This window comes from Pseudoxanthomonas suwonensis J47 (genome assembly GCF_000513955.1).
Lineage (GTDB): Bacteria > Pseudomonadota > Gammaproteobacteria > Xanthomonadales > Xanthomonadaceae > Pseudoxanthomonas > Pseudoxanthomonas suwonensis_C.
The window spans coordinates 1-16,379 of sequence record NZ_AZUZ01000041.1; the positions used below are offsets into that span (position 1 = coordinate 1).

Below are 16,379 nucleotides of genomic sequence, written 5' to 3' on the forward strand. Positions count from 1 at the left end.
ACCACCGACGACTGCTGGGGTCGATCGGCAACATACCCCCGGCGGAAGCCGAGGCGGCGTTCTACGCCGGCAACCCGGGTCACGCCATGGCGGCGTGACTCAAACGAAATGGCCTCCGGAGAAGCCGCGGCGATTCAGTCCACTGTCCGAAGAACCGGGGTCGCTCCAACCTGACCCCGTTTCGCCGCAAGGAGATCCTGGATGAAGTCGATCGCATGCGTCGCGCTCCTTTCCGCCACCGTGCTTTCCGCGCCAGTGCTGGCGGAAGTGCCGCAGCAGACGCCCGACACGTACGCCGCCGCAGGCGAGCGCGTCACTATCGCGCCGGGCCGTGCCTTGAACCTGCGCTGCAGCGGCGAAGGCCCACGGACCGTGCTGCTGGAAGCCGGTGGCAATGCCGATTCGGCGACCTGGTTCCGGGTGCAATCGCTGCTGGGGCCACAGGCGCGCGTGTGCGCCTATGACCGTGCCGGCTATGGCTTCAGCGATGAAGGGCCGCTTCCGCGCAACCTCGAGGCCGATGTCGCCGACCTCGCCGCGCTTGTCGAGGCGGCCGAACTGCCGAAGCCGCTGGTGCTGGTCGGGCATTCGCTGGGCAGCAATATCGTGCGCGCCTACGCGCAGCAGCATCCGCAGGACGTGGCAGCGCTGGTGCTGGTCGATCCGCCCGAGCAGGGGGCCGAGGCGCAGCTGCCCGCGGACTGGAAGCAGCAGGCCGAGGCAGGGCGCGCGCAGCGCAACGCCTTCCTGGATGCCTGCCTGGCCGCAGCCGAGGCGGGCACGCTGGATGCCGGCGAAGGCCCGCTGGCGTCCTGCCTGCGCGCCGCACCGCCGTGGCAGAGCGCGGCGGTCGCCGCGGCCACGCGTGCCTACAAGCTCAAGCCTGCCTACTGGCGCACGCTGCGCTCGGAACTGGACGCCAACACCACCATCTTCGCCTCGCCGGTGCCGGAGACAGAGTCCTATGGCGACCTGCCGCTGGTGGTCGTCGCGGCCCCGGCCGCCGAGATGCCGGGCGTACCGCCCGAAGTCGCCAAAGTACTGCAGGCCACCCGCGAACAGACCCAGGCCCGCTTGGCCGCGGCTTCCCGCAACGGGCGACGTGTGGAGGTCCCGGACAGCTCGCACGACGTGCAGCTGGACGCGCCGGAAGCGGTGGCCGAGGCGGTGGCCAGCGTGCTCGTGTCGGAACCGAGGGCGAGAACGGGGTCGGGTTCACTTCCGTGAGGCCCTGGCCTGTTGCCTGCGCGACGATCCTGGCCGCCGGCCTCCTCGGATGCTGCGACGACGCGCAGGAGTCCCCGCCTCGCGTCGACCTCTCCGGTCTGGAGGAGATCCGTATCGACTACATACACGCGGGCTGGGGCCTGAGCAGTTCGCCCGTAAGTAAACCTGACCCCGTCCCCGACTCCGTTCCCGGAGCGGCGCGCCACACCCAGGCGCGCCGCCCGGTCCGGCCTCACGCCTTGGCGAGGGCCTCCAGCAGTTTGGACAAGGCGGAGGCCGCCGCGGACGAGGAGCGGACGATCTTCGCGATGCCCTCGGCCTTCTCGCGTGCTTCCTTGATCGCGTCGTTGGCAGCCTTGGCCTCGTCGAAGATCGCCTGGATCTTCTCGTTGTTCGCTTCCAGCGCGGCGGTGGCGGCCATCGACCAGTTGGCCTGGTGCCGCCACCAGTTGGCTTCGATCTTCTGCAGCAGCGGCGCATTGCCTTCGGCGGCGGCGACATCGGCCGAGTAGTTGCGGTCGGCGTCCACCCACGCGCGTGCGAACTCATCCAGCTTCTTCTGGCGGCTGGTCATGGCTGCTTCTCCTCGCCCTGGTCATCCAGTTCCTTCAGCAGTTCGGCCCACAACCGGATCTCGCCGAGGGCCTGGGCGATGCCGTCCAGCGATACCGGCTGGCCGGCCTGGAAGGCATCGTGCTGCTCGATGAGTTCCTCGAAGGCCTTGATGTTCGACGCGTAGGCGGCGCGTGTCGCGGCGGCCGAGCGGCGGGCCTGGTGCGCGTGGATCGTCCGCGCCGCGGCGACGACGCTGGGATCGTTGGCCTTGATGTCGGCCAGCGCGCCCATCCGGTTGCGGGCGGCGAAGTCGGTCACCAGCGGCCTTGGATCGAGGATGCCGGCTGCCAGCAGCGCATCGGCCACCTGCAGGCGGTTGCTGAGCAGCGTCTCGCTGATGTTCCCGTAGACCGCCGATTCCTCGCGCAGCAGTTCCAGCAGTTTCCGGTCGATGGCCTGCAGCGCCCGGCTGGCTTCCAGCAGGCGGCGCTTCTGTGCGGCCTTGGCCGATTCGCCGGCCGCCTTCTGCGCGATCTTCATGACGGGGATCACCGCCGCCGTGCTTCCGCCGGTCAGCGTCGCCATCGCGCCGGCGAGTGCGTTGACGCTGTCGGTGAGCTTTCCCAGCGATTCGTCGATGTCGCCCTGGGCGTCGTACTTCGCCTCATCGGCGAAGGCGCCGTAAGCCGAATGCAGCTGCATGAGCGCACGGGCCCGCAGCGAGATCACCCCGGCCAGCTTTTCGTTCTGCGTGACCGATTCGTCCGGCGCCGTGCTGATCTCGCAAGGCGTGGAGGGGCTCTTCTGCGCCTTGCACTTCACCACCGAGAAACGCACCAGGTTGCGCTCGGTGACTCCACCGACTTCATTGGCCAGGTCGACCAGCGAGGCCTGGCTGGCTTCGGCCGCCTTCTGTCCAGCGGTACTGAGCTTCAATGCTTCCTCGCGGGGCACCGAAGTACACCCCGAAAGGAAGACCAGCAGAACGACGATCAGCGTGCGTGACATCCTTTCACCCCCTCTGTCGCGGAACGTGCCCGGTTGGGCTGGAAGTCCGCCTGGCATGGGGCTGGCAAGTCCGGTGCGCCCGATGCCAAGGTGCGGACGGATGGCGCAGCAGGCACGGGTGTCCAACGATGCCGGGGTCCCGGCCGGACCCGCCTGCTGCGATTGAAGCGACCGCCGGCGAATCCTAGCCGGCCCGTGCGCCTGTGCGGGGCCGGACCAGTCTCAATTGGCGGCGCGGGGCGCGAGGCCGACGAGCGGACAGGCCTCGGGCCGCACCATGTCCACCGCTCGCCAACGTCCGGCACATGGGCATCACGGCGGGGCGGGCTATGGTTGCGACAAGGCCGACCGGGTCCGGCGCCATCCGCCGAAGTTTCCGGTGCAACCACCCCGGAGTCCCGCGGGTGCGCATCCAGGCCCGCCCGCACTGCACACCCCCGTCTTGTCCGACCCGCGTGCGGTGCGGGAAGATGCTTCGTCCCTGCGGGGACTTCAGGAGAGGTTGGTCCACGGAGGAACCATGCGTCTGCTACTGGTTGTTGCTGTCCTGTCGTTGTCCGCCTGCAGTGGCGGAAACCTGGCATCCCCCGCCGATGCCATCGCGAAAGCAGACGCATCCCCCGCAAATGCACCTGCCGCCCGCCAGGGTGGATGGGGCCACGCGCATTACTCGGTTGGCAACACCACGGTCACTTTCAGGCACGCCCTGCGGCTGCCCGACTTCGACGGCAAGATCCGCCTGCTGCTGACGCCGGACGTGCTGGATCCGGAAGAGCAGGAGCGGATCCGCAACCATCCGATGCCCGAGCTGCTGCTGCTTACCCGCACCGCGGCCGGTTTCGGCGAGCGCTATCCGCACGTGATCATCGACATCCTGCCCGACGGCAGCTTCCGCTCCGGCGGGGTCAGCTACCTGTCGGTGACCGCTTCATGCATCGTCGGTCCCACCCATACCGACAACATCAGCCGCACCGGTTCCACCCACGGCGTGGAGCTGCTGGAAGTGGACGACGACAGGGTGCGCCTGCGCGCGCGCGGCCATGCCGTGATCGACGGCGTCCGCCGCGACTGGGTGTTCGACGTCACGACCTGAGAGACAGTCCGCAGGGGGGGGCGGATGCTGGATTACCCGATCGACATGGCTACCGCGGCGGCGGCAGGCGACCGCCAGGGCTGGCTGTTCTGGATCTGCCTGTACGCCTTTTTCACCTGCGGTTTCGGCGCCGTGCGCCTCATGCGCATCCGCCGCTGGCCCGAGGTGCCCGGCGAGCTGTATACGAGGCTGGCCAGGTGCCGTTCGGGACGGCAATGGTCGCCAGCGAGCAGACCTGGCGGTATGAGGTCGGGTATGGCTATGTCGTCGACGGCACGCATTACCGCGGGCACCGGCTGTCGGCGTGGCCGATGATCGCGTCGGGCATCGGCCGCGGCGTGCTCGACCTGCAGGCCTGCGGCATCCGCCGCATGGGCGACAAGGTCCGGGTCATCCATCACCCCCGCAAACCCCACCGCTCGTACCTGGTGCGGCCTGGGTGGGGTGGAATCGCCGTCCTGCTCGCCCTGGCGCTGGTGCCGCCGGCGCTCTACTTCCTCCACTTCGGCATCTGAGGCCCCACGGCGGGATGTCGATCCGCGCAGTCGTCGCGCGTCGCCTCCACGAATCCACCCTGGAGAGCCGCCATGGCCAGCGTCGAGAAAGTGAAAGGTCCCGCCTCCTATTTCCCGTCGATCGAGAAGACCTACGGCAAGCCGGTCGCGCACTGGTTCGCGCTGCTCGATGGCGTGGCCGGCCGGAAGCATGGCGAACAGGTCGCCTTCCTCAAGTCCGAACACGCGCTGGGCCATGGCCACCCGAACGCGCTCGTGGCCTACCACCGCAACCATGGCGGCGCGCCTGCCTGAGGCGCGCCGCGTGGCACGGCCGCCGCGAGGGCGGCTCTGGCGTCAGCGCTCGAACGCCACCCGCTGCAGGCCGGTGGCTTCGGCGGCGGCCAGGATTTTCACCAGGCCTTCGTACTCGGCGCCTTCGTCGGTGGCGATGCGCAGCTCCGGCAGGTTGCCGGCGTGTTCGCTCGCCTGTTCCTGCATGCGCGGCAGCAGTTCGGCCATCGCGATCGGCGTGCCGTTCCAGCTGAGCTGGTTGGACGCGTCCAGGCGCAGCGCGATCGACGGGGGTGGCTCCGGCTGCACGAGCGGCCTGTCGGTCGGCTGCTTCAACTGCAGCGGGATCGGCCGCGTCACGATCGGCGCGGTGACGATGAAGATGATCAGCAGGACGAGCATCACGTCGACCAGCGGAGTGACGTTGATATCGGCCAGCGGTCCGGTTCTTCCTGCGGTACTGAACGCCATGGTCCGCTCCAGCAGCGGGGCCGGTTGCCCCGTGGTCGACGTTACGCCTGGCGGGGTGGGGCGGGAAGAGCCCGGCATCGACTCCCCTCCCCCCCCCGGGGGAGGGGTTGGGGGAGAGGGCCGTAATCCGAGGCGCCCGAAGGGTCCGATATCTCTCCTCTCTCCGAAGAGGGGCTGGGGCGTGTTGATCCGGTAAGGCGCAGGTCTGCCGACCCTCTCCCCCCAACCCCTCTCCCGGAGGGAGAGGGGGGTAGGGCTGTAGCCCGGATAAGGCCGGAGGCCCCATCCGGGGGAGGGCTGCGCATACCTGTCATGCGCCTGCCGCCTTTCGTCCCGGATGCGCTTCGCTTATCCGGGCTACGTGAGCCCTCTCACGTGGGGAGAGGGGGTGTTGGAGGGATGCGACCGGGTGGGGCGAAGGTGCTCCGGCCCTCTCCCCCGGCCCCTCTCCCGGAGGAGAGGGGGGCCAGTTGGCCGGGCGGTTGCGGTCGTTGACCGACTCTTCGATCAGGGTGGCGACGCCGCGCGGGTCTTCCTGCTGGGCGACGTGGCCGCCGGGGAAGGTGCGGATGGTCCAGCCGCGCTTTTCGGCGTTCTGCCAGCTCCTGTCGGTCTTCGCGCGCTCTTGGGCGTCCTGGCCTTCCGGCACGAAGGCCACATAGGTCACCGGCAGCGCCAGCGCGGCCGGGTTCCGGTACGACACCGGCTGCTCGAAGCACTTGATCGAGTGCTTGACGCTGTACGGAGGCTTGTCGCCGGGCTTCACCCACGGCACCTGCATGAAGCCGTCCTTGAAGCGGTCGGCCGGCAGTGGGCCGCGGCTGCCGAACAGGTCCCACAGCGACTGCCCGTCATCAGGCACGGCCGCGTCGAGGAACACCACGTGGCGGATGCGCTCGGGGATGCGGTCCATCACCCCGGTGACGACCATGCCGCCGTAGCTGTGCCCGGTAAGCACGACGTCGTGCAGGTCCTCGAACAGGATCAGGTTGACCACGTCGTTGATGTGGGTCTGCAGGTCGATGTCGGGACTGTTGAGGTGTTCGCGCTCGCCCAGGCCGGTAAGGGTCGCGCGATAGACGATGTGCCCGTCGTCGCTGAGGAACTGGCCGGTGCGCTTCCATTCCCAGGCGCCGGCAGTGGCGCCGTGGACGAGGACGAAGGTCTGCTTCGACGTGGCCGGCGCGGCGTGCGCGGCGCTCGCCAGCAGGAACAGCAGCCCCAGGAGCAGGGTGATCGGACGGAACGGGCGGAAGCTCATCATGGACATCCATCTGGCCGGGATCGGAGCCTGCAAGCGTGCCATCGCGGCGCGCGCGAACCCATGGACAAACACGGTGGCCGCGATAACAGTTCCGGTATCGGACGCCGGGGCACGCCGGACCACGGCACCGCCTGCAGCTGCCGGCCAGTGCATGGATCGTCATGCCTGGGCAGCCCGCGGCGCATGACCTGCTGCGGTCAGGGCGGCGATCCGTTCCAGCAGGGCTCGCTCCGCGCGCCGGCCGCATCCGCCCGGCCGCAGCACGTGCCACTGGTGGTTGCGAGGGCGAAGGACTACGGCATTCGGCGGCGGCACCGCCTGGTGCCGGAAGGCGCGCACGCGCGCCCCCAGTCACGGCTCGGCGTTACGCCGTAGCAGGTTCGAGTACGACTTGGTGAGCAGGGCCACCGCGCGCTCGGTGCCTTCCAGCCCCGAGATCAGTTCGCGCGCCTCGGAGATGTCGTGCAGCAGTTCGCGCACCGCCGGTTCGCGCACCAGGCTCTGCACCCAGCCGACCACTGCCAGCCGTTCGCCGCGTTCGACCGGGCGCACCCGGTGCAGCTGGCCGGTCGGGTAGCAGATCGCGGAGCCGGCGGGCAGCTTGAACGCCTGTTCGCCGCTGCCGTTGTCGAAGGCCAGCTCGCCGCCCTCGTAGCTGTCCGGATCGCTGAGGAACAGGGTGAACGACACGTCGCTGCGCACATGGTTGGGCTCGCCCATGATCGGCGCGTCCACGTGCAGGCCGTAGGTCATGCCCGGCTCGTAGCGGCTGACCAGCATCGCCGCCAGTCGCCGCGGCTGGGCGATGCTCATGAACGGGTCGCAGCGGCCCAGCGCCTGCATCACCACCTGGGTGATGTCCTTCATCACCGGATGCCCGGGCGGGATCTGCTGGTTGTTCTTGACCTTGTGCAGCATCTCCCCGGCGGTCACGCGACCATCGGTGAACGGCACGGCGGCGACCTTCTGGCGGATGAGCGCCAGTTCCTTGGGCGTGACCAGGTTCGGAAGTGTCAGGATCATCAGGCATACCCCTATGCCGCGTACTGCTTTCCCCGCGGACAAGTGTAGGCGGTGCGGCCACCGGAACAAACCGCGGGGTGACGAAGGCGGGCGCCGCCGGTCATCGTGACGCCAGGGGCTCGGCCGCGCGCCGCCGACCCGCTAGACTCGGGCGCATGACCATCGAACATCCTTCCGACATCGAGGCCCTGCAGCGCGTCGGCGGCCTCGTCGCGCGAGTGCGCGAAACGATGCTGGCCACCGCCAGGCCCGGCATGACTACCGCCGAACTGGATGCCATCGGCGAACGCATGCTGGCCGAGGCCGGCGCGCGTTCGGCGCCGCGCCTGGTCTACAACTTCCCCGGTGCGACCTGCATCAGCATCAACGAGGAAGCCGCGCACGGCATCCCCGGCAGCCGCGTACTGAAACCGGGCGACGTGATCAACGTCGACGTGTCCGCCGAGCTGGACGGCTATTACGCCGACACCGGCGGCACCCGCGTGCTGCCAAAGGCGGCGCCGCGCGACGTGCGCCTGTGCCACGCCGCGCGCACCGCGCTGGCCGAGGCGATGAAGGTGGCGCGTGCCGGCCAGCCTCTGAACGGCATCGGCGCGGCGATCGAGTCCACCGCCCGCCGCTTCGGGTTCCGCGTGATCGAGAACCTGGGCAGCCACGGCGTGGGCCGCGGCCTGCACGAGGATCCGGGCCACATCGCCGGCTACTACGACCCCACCGATACCCGCGTCCTGCACGAGGGCATGGTCATCACCATCGAGCCCTTCATCTCGACCCGCAGCCGCATGGTCGAGGAGGGCGCCGACGGCTGGACCCTGCTGGCCGGCACCGGCAACCGCTCGGCGCAGTTCGAGCACACCATGGTCATCACCCGCGACGCGCCGATCGTGGTGACGCTGCACTGAGCCGTGCTCTGGCCCCTCTCCCGTCGGGAGAGGGGTTGGGGAGAGGGTCGGTGTACCGGCGTGGCGAGGGATCCCGACCCTCACCCCCAGCCCCTCTCCCGGTGGGAGAGGGGGACAGCGGCAGCCCTCACGGCGCGCCGATCCGCCTCTTCGTATGTTCGACGCATGCCGCCGTCATGGCGGGGCGCGATGTCGAGGCGACGAGGAACGCATGGACGACCTGGTCGGATGGGCCGCTTCGCTGATCCTGCTGGCCACGCTGGTGCGGCAGATCGTCAAGCAGGCGAAGGACGCCAACAGCGAAGGCGTGTCGACCTGGCTGTTCATCGGCCAGGCGACGGCGTCGGTGCTGTTCGTGGTCTATTCGGTGATGGTCGGCAACACGGTGTTCGTGGTCACCAACAGCTGCATCCTGGTGACCGCGCTGGTCGGCCAGTGGATCCACTGGCGCAAGCGGCGGAAGACGGCGGCAAAGGAAACCCGCTAGGTCTCGCGGGGGTGCGCGTGGCCGGTAGCCACGCACCCCGGTCCCCCGCTCGCGGCCGAAGCGCGACCGCGAAGCGCCGCGCCTCACTCCTCCTGCAGCGGCCGCCCCCGCGCCTGCGCGCGCACCCGCGCCGGCGTCTCGCCCATCTGCCGCTTGAACGCGCGCTGGAACGCGGCGGTCGATTCGTAGCCCACCGACTCGGCCACGCGGGCGATGCTGTCGCCGCTTTCGCGCAGGCGGCGCGCGGCCAGGTACATGCGCCAGCGCGTCAGGTACTGCATCGGCGGCTCGCCCAGCACGCGGCGGAAGCGCTCGCCCAGCTGGGTGCGCGAGGAGGCGGTCTCGCGGGCCAGCGTCTCCACGTCCCAGTCGCGTTCCGGCGCGCTGTGCATCAGCGCCAGGGCGCGGCCGACCAGCGGATCGCGCAGCCCGGCAAGCCAGCCGGTTTCATCCTCCGGCAGGGCATTCATGTAGCGACGCAGCGCCTCGACGAAGATCAGCTCGGCCATGCGCAGGCGCAGTTCGCCGCCGCCCACGCGCGGCGCCACGATCTCGTGTTCGGCGTAGGCCAGCAGAGGGTCCAGCGCCGGCTCGTCCTCGTGCGCACCCATGTGCACGCGGAACATCGGCGGCAGCGTCGCGAACAGCGGAGCGAACGCCTCGCGCTGGCACACCAGGAAGCCGCACAGCAGGCGCGCGCGCTCGCCGTCGGCCACCCAGGCCACGTCGCGCAGCTCGTTGGCCGGCAGGTCGCCCCACAGTACTTCGTGCGGAATCGGCGAGAGGCCCGGCTCGTCGCCGAGCACGTGCGCCGCGCCATGCGGCAGCACCAATGCCTGGCCGGCCTCGACCCACACGCCCTCCGTGCCGGCGGTCTGCGCCCACACCCGGCCCTGGGTCACGACATGGAAGTACACCCCCTGCAGGTGCGGATGGCCGAGCGACGCGGCGATCTCCGCGCCTGCGCGCGTGGCGATGCACCAGGGCGCGTGGAAGGTGGCGCGGAACAGCACCGCGCCGTCGAGCCTGACTTGCTGCAACACGTCGGAGAGGACATCGACGCTCATCTAATACGGGTCATCTAATACGGGTCATCCGGCGAGTTACCGCAGTGGGGGCTTCCTGGAAACGCGGGCTGCAGCGGCCATCGGACACGCCGCGCACGGGCAAGGGCGCAGGCTGCAGTCGCGGCATCGCAGGCAACGATCGGGGCGTTCCGGAGATGGGCGCGTGCGCAACGTCTCATGACACTGGCGTCCCCTCCGGAGTGGATGGATCGGCAATGTTGCGTTTGTAGGTGCGCGCCTATGGTGCCCTGTGTAGCCTCGTTTTCCCTATAACTTTCCTGTACGCGGTCGGTTTTGTGATGGGCTTCGCCGTACCGGAAGTGATCGATGCCGGCATTTCGCGACCGATAGTCTCGCCACTGCTCGTGAATCCCCGTTTGCTGAGGGCGTGCGCCGTTCAGCACAGCGTCATGCCTGCCCTGTCTCCGGGCGGCGGTGCACCAGGCTGGTGCCGCCGTCGATCGAACGCAGCACCCTGTCCTGCTGTCTGGCAGTGCCGGTCGATGCCGCAGGTGCGGGAAGTGGCGCAGCGAGGTTCCTCGAGGAGCGCGTGCTGGCGATGCGGCGAAGACTGACGGCGCTGCCCGCGCGAGATACCGATGCTGTTGCCGCAGCCACTCGCGCGCTGACGAAAGCTTCAGGCTGGTGAACCGGGCCCTTCCGGCCGCGCGGTTTTTCACGGGTGCTTGTCCGCCGATGCGGAAGCCTGCGGACCTGTCCACGAGAACGGAGACCCGCATGAACATCTCCCGCCGCATGTCGATCCTCGTCGCTGCGCCGCTGCTGCTCGGCGTCGCCGCCGCAAACGCGCAGACGCGCTACGGACCGGAGGACGAAGGCCGCCGCTTCAGCGACGGCAGCCGCGTGGTCTGCGAGAAGGTCGAGGTCGAGCGTTCTTCCGGCGACCCGAACCGGATCGCCGGTACCGCCACCGGCGCGGTGATCGGCGGCCTGCTCGGCAACCAGGTCGGTGGCGGCAAGGGCAAGAAGCTGGCCACGGTCGGCGGCGCGGTCGCCGGCGGCGCGATCGGCCGCAAGGTCCAGGGCGACCGCCAGGAAGCGCGCGGCGATCGCGTGGTAGAGACCCGCTGCGAGCGGGTCTGGCGCTGACCCTGCAGGTCAGACGCAGAAGCGGGCGTCGCCCTCGCGCACTTCCAGCGCGAGGGTCGGCGCCTCGCCCGGCCGCCACAGCGGGGTGCGGTGGCGGACCCGGTAGTGGATCGGCCCGCCGTCGGCGCTCTCCGCCCGCTCCATCGGCCGGGCGATGCCGACGAACTCCAGCCTGGCGCCCGCGGGCATGTGCCGGAAGCGCCGTCGTGCGCCAGCAGCGGCGAACGGGCGGTCTGCTTCCACGGCCGGTTCATCGGCAACGCGGCAGGCTGGGCTCCCCCCGCAACCGGACCGCCCGATGCCCGTGATCCGCCCGGCACCGCGGTCGCCCGCCTGACGTGGCGTCCGCCGCCGCTTCCCCCGCCAGGTCCACGCCGTCCGCGGACAGTGCCGCGCCGCCGCTGCCGGGCGTCGCCGTGCTGACCGCCAACATCCACATGGGCTTCGACATGCTGCAGCGGCGCTTCGTACTGCCGCAGCTGCGCGAGGCGATCCGCACGGTGGGCGCCGACATCGTGTTCCTGCAGGAAGTGATCGGCGGCCACGCCCACCACGCCAGGCGCTGGCAGGACTGGCCCGCGGCCCCGCACTACGAATACCTCGCCGACTCGCTGTGGCCGCAGTTCGCCTACGGCCGCAACGCGGTCTATCCGCACGGCCACCACGGCAACGCGCTGCTGTCGCGGCTGCCGATCGTCCGTTACCAGAACCACGACGTGTCGGTGGCGGGCCATGAGAACCGCGGCCTGCTGCATTGCGAGCTGGAACTGCCCGGGAACCCGCAGCACCTGCACGCGATCTGCGTGCACCTGGGCCTGCGCGAAGGCCACCGCCGGCGGCAGATGGACCTGTTGTGCGCCGAGCTGGAGCAGCGGGTGCCGACCGACGCGCCGGTGGTGGTGGCCGGCGACTTCAACGACTGGCGGGCCGCCGGCCATGCGCGGATGCGTCGCTGCGGCCTGGTCGAGGCCTTCGAGCAGCACCGCGGCCGGCTGGCGCGCAGCTTCCCGGCGCGCTGGCCGCTGCTGCCGCTGGACCGGGTCTACGTGCGCGGCCTGCGCATCCACGAGGTGGCGATGCCGCGCGGGGCGCCCTGGTCGCGGCTGTCCGACCACCTGCCGCTGTACGCGCGCCTGTCCGGGGAGGGCGCGGCATGAGCGCCGCGGCGCAATGGCTGCCCGGGCACCGCCTGCGCCTGCTGGAGAACGGCGAGGCGTTCTACGCGCGCGCCTTCGCGGCGATCGAGGCGGCACGGGAGGAAGTCCTGCTGGAGACCTTCATCCTGTTCGAGGACGAGGTCGGCATGGCCCTGCACGCACGCCTGGTCGCGGCGGCGCGACGCGGGGTGAGGGTACAGGTGCTGGTGGACGGGTATGGTTCGCCGGCGTTCTCCGAAGGTTTCCTGCGCGGGCTGGCCGACGCCGGCGTGGTGCTGCGCACCTTCGACCCGCACCGGCCCCTGCTGGGCGTGCGCCTGCACGTGTTCCGGCGCATGCACCGCAAGCTGCTGGTGGTGGACGGGCGCGTCGCCTTCGTCGGCGGGATCAACTACTCGGTCGACCACCTGCGCCGCTCCGGGCCGGAGTCCAAGCAGGACTATGCGGTGGAGGTGGAAGGTCCGGTGGTGGCGCGCATCCACCGCTTCGTGCGCGACGGCGTCGATGCGCCGCTGCGCGGTGCCGGCGGGCTGCCGCACGCGGGGACGGCGCAGGTTGCGTTCCTGCTGCGCGACAACCAGCGCCACAGCACCGACATCGAACAGGCGTACCGCGCCGCGATCCGCGCCGCGCGCGAGGAGATCGTGATCGCCAACGCCTACTTCTTCCCGGGCTACGGCTTCCTGCGCGACCTGCGCCACGCCGCCCGGCGCGGGGTGAAGGTGCGGCTGGTCCTGCAGGGCGAGCCGGACACGAAAATGGCGATGATCGCCGCGCGCACCTTGTACCGGCACCTGGTCGCCGACGGCGTGGAGATCCACGAGTACTGCACGCGTCCGTTCCACGGCAAGGTCGCGGTCATTGATGGCGAGTGGGCCACGGTCGGTTCGAGCAACCTCGATCCGCTGAGCCTGTCGCTCAACCTGGAAGCCAACCTGCTGGTGCGCGACCGCGCGTTCGCCGCCGAACTGCGTTCGCGGCTGGAACGGCTGTGGCGCGACCACTGCCGACCGGTCACCGCCGGAACGCCGGTGGCGCGGGCGCGCTGGCCGATCCCGAACGCGCTGCTGTACCACGTGCTGCGCCGCTTCCCGGCCTGGGCCGGCCTGCTGCCGGCGCACACGCCGCGGGTGGTGACCCTGGTCGCGCCGGAGCAGGCGGAACCGCGGCCGGCCCAGGACGCGCGCGGATGAGCCGGCATCCGCATCGCTGGCAGAAGCGCGCCGGCCGCGTGCTGGTGCTGGCGGTGCTGGTCGTGGTGGCGGTGCTGCTGGTGCGACAGGCGCGCGGCACGGACTGGGCCGCGGTGGCGGAGGCGCTGCGTGGCTACGGCCCGGCGAAGCTGGCCGCGGCGCTCGGCCTGGTCGCCACCAGCTACGCGCTCTACGCCGGCTACGAACTGCTTTCGCGCCGCCAGGTCGCGCATGGCGTGCCGGTGCCGCGCACCGTCGCGATCGGCCTGGTCAGCTATGCCTTCGCGCTCAACCTCGGCGCGCTGGTCGGGGGCGGCGGCATGCGCCTGCGCCTGTACCGGCGCGTCGGACTGGGTGCAGCGAAGGTCGCGCGCCTGGCGCTGTTCGCGGTGGTGACCAACTGGCTGGGCTACTGCGTGCTGGCTGGCACCGCGCTGCTGCTGGGGCAGGTGCCGCTGCCGGGCGCCGCCGGCGCGGAACCGGCGTGGCGCGCGCTGGGCGTGGCGATGCTTGCGGCGGCGCTGGCCTACCTGCTGGCCTGCGCACGCTGGCCAGGGAGGCGGTTCCAGCTGCGTGGACAAGGTTTCACCATGCCGCGGGCGCGCATGGCGCTGATGCAGCTGCTGCTGTCCTCGCTCAACTGGGCCAGCCTCGCCGCACTGGCGTGGCTGCTGCTGCCCGGCGAGGTCGCCTATGCGCGGGTGCTGGTGGTGGTGCTGGTGGCGGCGATGGCGGGCATCCTCCTGCATACGCCGGCAGGCCTGGGCGCCTGGGAATGGGTGTTCCTGCACGCCTTCGCCGCCACCCTGGGGCGCGAGCCAGTGATCGCCGCGCTGCTGGCGCTGCGCGGCCTGTATTACCTGCTGCCGCTGGGTTGGGCGGTGCTGGGTTACCTGCTGCTGGAGGCGCGGAAGGCGCCGGGGCAGGCTGCGACGTATCCCTGAACGGCCGCGGGTGACTTCCCGCACTGCGGGGCTGCGCCAAGGGGGCGGATGATCCGGAAACCCCGAGCCCGAGGACTCCCCGTGATCCGTGCCGCCCTGTGCCTGCTCGCCGTCGCCTGCCTGTCGTCCCTGCCGCTGCAAGCAGCCACGCCGCGCGAGGTGGCCACGCAGGTGGCCGAAACGATCGAACGCGAATACTTCGACGCCGCGCGCGGCAGCGCGATCGCCGACGGCCTGCGCCAGGCCGCTGGCCGCGGCGAGTTCGACCGCCACCAGGCACCGTTGGACCTGGCCACCGCGCTGACCTCGCGGCTGAAGGCCCAGGACCGCCACTTCAACGTGCGCTGGACCGACCCGGCCACCCGCGGCGGCGAATCCGGCCCGCCGCGCGCGCTGCCGGATCCGGCGGCCACCGGCTTCGGCATCCGCCGCGTGGAACTGCTGCCGGGCAACGTCGGCTACCTGGACCTGCGCTACTTCGCCGACTTCGACTGGGACGAGGCGGACGCGCCGGCGCGCAAGGCCATCGACGCGGCGCTGCAGGTGCTCGGCTCGGTCGACGCGCTGCTGGTGGACGTGCGCGACAACGGCGGCGGCTCGCCGGCGATGGTCGGCTACCTGTCCAGCGCCTTCGTCGCGCCTGGTGCGGACATCTACAACACCTTCCGCTGGCGCGAGGGCGGCGCCTCGGAAGCGCCGGAGCTGAACCATCCGGCGCCGCGCCTGGACCTGCCGCTGTACATCCTCACCAGCGGGCGCACCGGCTCGGCGGCCGAGGCCTTCAGCTACACGCTCAAGAACGCCAGGCGCGCCACGATCGTTGGCGAGCGCACCGGCGGCGCGGCCAACCCCGGCCGCCCGTTCGGCCTGGACGATGGCTTCAGCGTGTTTGTTTCCACCGGCTCGCCGGTCAGCCCGATCACGGGGAAGAACTGGGAAGGCGAGGGTGTGCTGCCGGACGTGGCGGTGGGCGCAGCAGCGGCGCTGCCGGCCGCGCATGCGCTGGCGCTGGAAGCCCTGGTCGCGAAGGGTGCCGGCACGCCGGCGAAATGGGCGCTGGAGGCACTGCGGGCCGATGCGCCCGACCCGGACGCGGCCACGCTGGCGGCGCTGTCCGGCGAATACGGCGTGGTCCGGATCGATGCGAACGGCGGCGCCCTGGAACTGCGCCAGGCCCGTCGCCCGCCGCTGCGCCTGCGGCCGCTGGGCGGCGACCTGTTCTTCGTCGAAGGCGACCCGAGCCGCCGCGTGCGCTTCGAACGCGATGGCGCGACGGCGGTGGCGGTGAACATGCTGTTCGCCGACGGCCAGCAGTCGCGCTACCAGCGCGGGGCGGCCGGGGCGCCCTGAGGCGCCCGGCCGGCACCGCCGGCGTCAGGCCTCGCCGAGGCCGCGGCTGGACTGCGCGCCGGCGTGGGCCGGTTCGCCCAGCTCCGGCCCCGTCAGGTCGGGCGCGGCGCGCGGGAAGGTCGGGTCGCCATGCGGCGCGGTGGTGGTGCCGGTGTCCTCGCGGGCGCGGCCGGTGGCGAACGTGGCGCCGGTGTTGCGGCGCTGCCAGGCGCGCCATGCGTACCAGGCCAGGGCGCCAACCGCGGCGGTCTTCAGCAGTCTCATCGTGCGTTCCTCGTTGGGGGAGTGCGGATGCGCAGCGTGGAGCGGCGGCGGTGAGGCGGACGTGACCCGGCGGTCAATGCAGTGTTCAAGGCCGCATGGGGTTGCGCACGGGCAGGCGAGGAGACGGTGTCGAAACCTGGCCCGCACGGCCGTCGCCGAGTCGAGTCGATGCCCCTGGAGTCCGCCATGAAGCTGCTCTTCAGCCGCAACCCCAATCCCCGCCTGGCGGTGGCCACCGCGCGCCATGTAGGCGCCGCGGTGGAGTTCGAGTTCGCCGCGCCGTTCGCACCCGGCCAGGCCGAACGCTACCGCCCGCTCAACCCGAGCCTGCGCCTGCCGATCCTGGTCTATCCCGGCGGCAGCCTGTGGGAGGCCGACGCCATCGCCTGCCGGCTGTCGCGCCAGACCGACGCCGGCTTCTGGCGCAGCGGCGCGGCCGAGCCGCGGATGATCCAGTGGATCAGCTGGGGCAAGCA

The 16,379-nt window shown here is 71.0% G+C and carries 20 protein-coding genes; 12 read left to right on the forward strand and 8 right to left on the reverse strand.

Annotated elements, in window-relative coordinates:
• Window positions 1-201: 201 nt before the first annotated feature.
• Window positions 202-1,227, forward strand: a complete 1,026-nt coding sequence (locus M503_RS16330; protein WP_037061239.1) for an alpha/beta hydrolase — start codon at window positions 202-204, stop codon at window positions 1,225-1,227.
• Window positions 1,228-1,459: 232 nt separating this feature from the next.
• Here the strand turns inward: M503_RS16330 and M503_RS0110990 are convergent, their stop codons facing one another.
• Window positions 1,460-1,801, reverse strand: a complete 342-nt coding sequence (locus tag M503_RS0110990; protein ID WP_028919761.1) for a hypothetical protein — start codon at window positions 1,799-1,801, stop codon at window positions 1,460-1,462.
• Window positions 1,798-2,790: a hypothetical protein gene (locus M503_RS0110995; protein WP_155952042.1), complete on the reverse strand. Its 993-nt coding sequence runs from the start codon at window positions 2,788-2,790 to the stop codon at window positions 1,798-1,800. The genes M503_RS0110990 and M503_RS0110995 overlap by 4 nt, the downstream gene beginning before the upstream one ends.
• Before the next feature lie 520 nt (window positions 2,791-3,310).
• Between M503_RS0110995 and M503_RS17475 the strand changes: the two genes are divergently transcribed.
• From M503_RS17475 to M503_RS0111010, 3 genes are all read left to right on the forward strand, one after another.
• Window positions 3,311-3,883, forward strand: a complete 573-nt coding sequence (locus tag M503_RS17475) for a hypothetical protein (protein WP_155952043.1) — start codon at window positions 3,311-3,313, stop codon at window positions 3,881-3,883.
• A 215-nt stretch (window positions 3,884-4,098) separates the two neighbouring features.
• The gene (locus M503_RS0111005; RefSeq protein ID WP_028919764.1) at window positions 4,099-4,398 is read left to right on the forward strand and encodes a DUF3592 domain-containing protein; all 300 of its coding nucleotides are present in this window, start codon (window positions 4,099-4,101) and stop codon (window positions 4,396-4,398) included.
• Window positions 4,399-4,470: 72 nt separating this feature from the next.
• On the forward strand, window positions 4,471-4,692 hold the full coding sequence (locus M503_RS0111010; protein WP_028919765.1) for a DUF4287 domain-containing protein: 222 nt from the start codon (window positions 4,471-4,473) through the stop codon (window positions 4,690-4,692).
• Window positions 4,693-4,734: 42 nt separating this feature from the next.
• Here M503_RS0111010 and M503_RS0111015 read toward each other — a convergent pair whose 3' ends face one another.
• From M503_RS0111015 to M503_RS0111025, 3 genes are all read right to left on the reverse strand, one after another.
• On the reverse strand, window positions 4,735-5,142 hold the full coding sequence (locus M503_RS0111015) for an ExbD/TolR family protein (protein WP_028919766.1): 408 nt from the start codon (window positions 5,140-5,142) through the stop codon (window positions 4,735-4,737).
• A gap of 310 nt (window positions 5,143-5,452) precedes the next feature.
• On the reverse strand, window positions 5,453-6,403 hold the full coding sequence (locus M503_RS16335; protein ID WP_155952044.1) for an alpha/beta fold hydrolase: 951 nt from the start codon (window positions 6,401-6,403) through the stop codon (window positions 5,453-5,455).
• 354 nt (window positions 6,404-6,757) lie between these two features.
• Entirely contained in the window at window positions 6,758-7,429 is a 672-nt protein-coding gene (locus M503_RS0111025) for a Fe2+-dependent dioxygenase (protein ID WP_028919767.1), read from the reverse strand.
• A 155-nt stretch (window positions 7,430-7,584) separates the two neighbouring features.
• On the opposite strand from M503_RS0111025, the gene map reads away from it, so the two are divergent.
• The gene (gene map, locus M503_RS0111030) at window positions 7,585-8,331 is read left to right on the forward strand and encodes a type I methionyl aminopeptidase (RefSeq protein WP_028919768.1); all 747 of its coding nucleotides are present in this window, start codon (window positions 7,585-7,587) and stop codon (window positions 8,329-8,331) included.
• A 211-nt stretch (window positions 8,332-8,542) separates the two neighbouring features.
• Window positions 8,543-8,818 (forward strand): membrane protein, encoded by a 276-nt coding sequence (locus M503_RS0111035; RefSeq protein ID WP_028919769.1) that lies wholly within the window; start codon window positions 8,543-8,545, stop codon window positions 8,816-8,818.
• 83 nt (window positions 8,819-8,901) lie between these two features.
• Here M503_RS0111035 and M503_RS0111040 read toward each other — a convergent pair whose 3' ends face one another.
• Complete coding sequence (locus M503_RS0111040) at window positions 8,902-9,885, reverse strand: AraC family transcriptional regulator (protein WP_028919770.1); 984 nt, start codon at window positions 9,883-9,885, stop codon at window positions 8,902-8,904.
• 756 nt (window positions 9,886-10,641) lie between these two features.
• Here M503_RS0111040 and M503_RS0111045 point away from each other — a divergent pair.
• Window positions 10,642-10,995 (forward strand): glycine zipper 2TM domain-containing protein, encoded by a 354-nt coding sequence (locus M503_RS0111045; protein ID WP_231472363.1) that lies wholly within the window; start codon window positions 10,642-10,644, stop codon window positions 10,993-10,995.
• 9 nt (window positions 10,996-11,004) lie between these two features.
• Here the strand turns inward: M503_RS0111045 and M503_RS0111050 are convergent, their stop codons facing one another.
• Window positions 11,005-11,238, reverse strand: coding sequence for a hypothetical protein (locus M503_RS0111050; RefSeq protein ID WP_155952045.1), 234 nt, complete (start codon window positions 11,236-11,238; stop codon window positions 11,005-11,007).
• A 158-nt stretch (window positions 11,239-11,396) separates the two neighbouring features.
• Between M503_RS0111050 and M503_RS0111055 the strand changes: the two genes are divergently transcribed.
• From M503_RS0111055 to M503_RS16885, 4 genes are all read left to right on the forward strand, one after another.
• On the forward strand, window positions 11,397-12,152 hold the full coding sequence (locus M503_RS0111055; RefSeq protein WP_028919773.1) for an endonuclease/exonuclease/phosphatase family protein: 756 nt from the start codon (window positions 11,397-11,399) through the stop codon (window positions 12,150-12,152).
• Entirely contained in the window at window positions 12,149-13,345 is a 1,197-nt protein-coding gene (clsB, locus tag M503_RS16340) for a cardiolipin synthase ClsB (RefSeq protein ID WP_037061242.1), read from the forward strand. The genes M503_RS0111055 and clsB overlap by 4 nt, the downstream gene beginning before the upstream one ends.
• The gene (locus M503_RS0111065; RefSeq protein ID WP_037061243.1) at window positions 13,342-14,289 is read left to right on the forward strand and encodes a lysylphosphatidylglycerol synthase transmembrane domain-containing protein; all 948 of its coding nucleotides are present in this window, start codon (window positions 13,342-13,344) and stop codon (window positions 14,287-14,289) included. Before clsB ends, M503_RS0111065 begins: the two co-directional genes overlap by 4 nt.
• A gap of 81 nt (window positions 14,290-14,370) precedes the next feature.
• On the forward strand, window positions 14,371-15,639 hold the full coding sequence (locus M503_RS16885; RefSeq protein ID WP_051414549.1) for a S41 family peptidase: 1,269 nt from the start codon (window positions 14,371-14,373) through the stop codon (window positions 15,637-15,639).
• 24 nt (window positions 15,640-15,663) lie between these two features.
• Here the strand turns inward: M503_RS16885 and M503_RS16350 are convergent, their stop codons facing one another.
• A complete protein-coding gene (locus M503_RS16350) occupies window positions 15,664-15,903 on the reverse strand; it encodes a hypothetical protein (protein WP_037061244.1) in 240 nt (79 codons plus the stop codon).
• A gap of 186 nt (window positions 15,904-16,089) precedes the next feature.
• On the opposite strand from M503_RS16350, the gene M503_RS0111080 reads away from it, so the two are divergent.
• Window positions 16,090-16,379: hypothetical protein (locus M503_RS0111080; RefSeq protein ID WP_028928259.1), on the forward strand; the 290-nt coding region annotated here is incomplete at its 3' end.

Coding starts and splice junctions, on each gene's coding strand:
- M503_RS16330 (WP_037061239.1), top strand. CDS start 202: ATGAAGTCGATCGCATGCGTCGCGCTCCTTTCCGCCACCGTGCTTTCC.
- M503_RS0110990 (WP_028919761.1), bottom strand. CDS start 1,801: ATGACCAGCCGCCAGAAGAAGCTGGATGAGTTCGCACGCGCGTGGGTG.
- M503_RS0110995 (WP_155952042.1), bottom strand. CDS start 2,790: ATGTCACGCACGCTGATCGTCGTTCTGCTGGTCTTCCTTTCGGGGTGT.
- M503_RS17475 (WP_155952043.1), top strand. CDS start 3,311: ATGCGTCTGCTACTGGTTGTTGCTGTCCTGTCGTTGTCCGCCTGCAGT.
- M503_RS0111005 (WP_028919764.1), top strand. CDS start 4,099: ATGGTCGCCAGCGAGCAGACCTGGCGGTATGAGGTCGGGTATGGCTAT.
- M503_RS0111010 (WP_028919765.1), top strand. CDS start 4,471: ATGGCCAGCGTCGAGAAAGTGAAAGGTCCCGCCTCCTATTTCCCGTCG.
- M503_RS0111015 (WP_028919766.1), bottom strand. CDS start 5,142: ATGGCGTTCAGTACCGCAGGAAGAACCGGACCGCTGGCCGATATCAAC.
- M503_RS16335 (WP_155952044.1), bottom strand. CDS start 6,403: ATGAGCTTCCGCCCGTTCCGTCCGATCACCCTGCTCCTGGGGCTGCTG.
- M503_RS0111025 (WP_028919767.1), bottom strand. CDS start 7,429: ATGATCCTGACACTTCCGAACCTGGTCACGCCCAAGGAACTGGCGCTC.
- map (WP_028919768.1), top strand. CDS start 7,585: ATGACCATCGAACATCCTTCCGACATCGAGGCCCTGCAGCGCGTCGGC.
- M503_RS0111035 (WP_028919769.1), top strand. CDS start 8,543: ATGGACGACCTGGTCGGATGGGCCGCTTCGCTGATCCTGCTGGCCACG.
- M503_RS0111040 (WP_028919770.1), bottom strand. CDS start 9,885: ATGAGCGTCGATGTCCTCTCCGACGTGTTGCAGCAAGTCAGGCTCGAC.
- M503_RS0111045 (WP_231472363.1), top strand. CDS start 10,642: ATGTCGATCCTCGTCGCTGCGCCGCTGCTGCTCGGCGTCGCCGCCGCA.
- clsB (WP_037061242.1), top strand. CDS start 12,149: ATGAGCGCCGCGGCGCAATGGCTGCCCGGGCACCGCCTGCGCCTGCTG.
- M503_RS0111065 (WP_037061243.1), top strand. CDS start 13,342: ATGAGCCGGCATCCGCATCGCTGGCAGAAGCGCGCCGGCCGCGTGCTG.
- M503_RS16350 (WP_037061244.1), bottom strand. CDS start 15,903: ATGAGACTGCTGAAGACCGCCGCGGTTGGCGCCCTGGCCTGGTACGCA.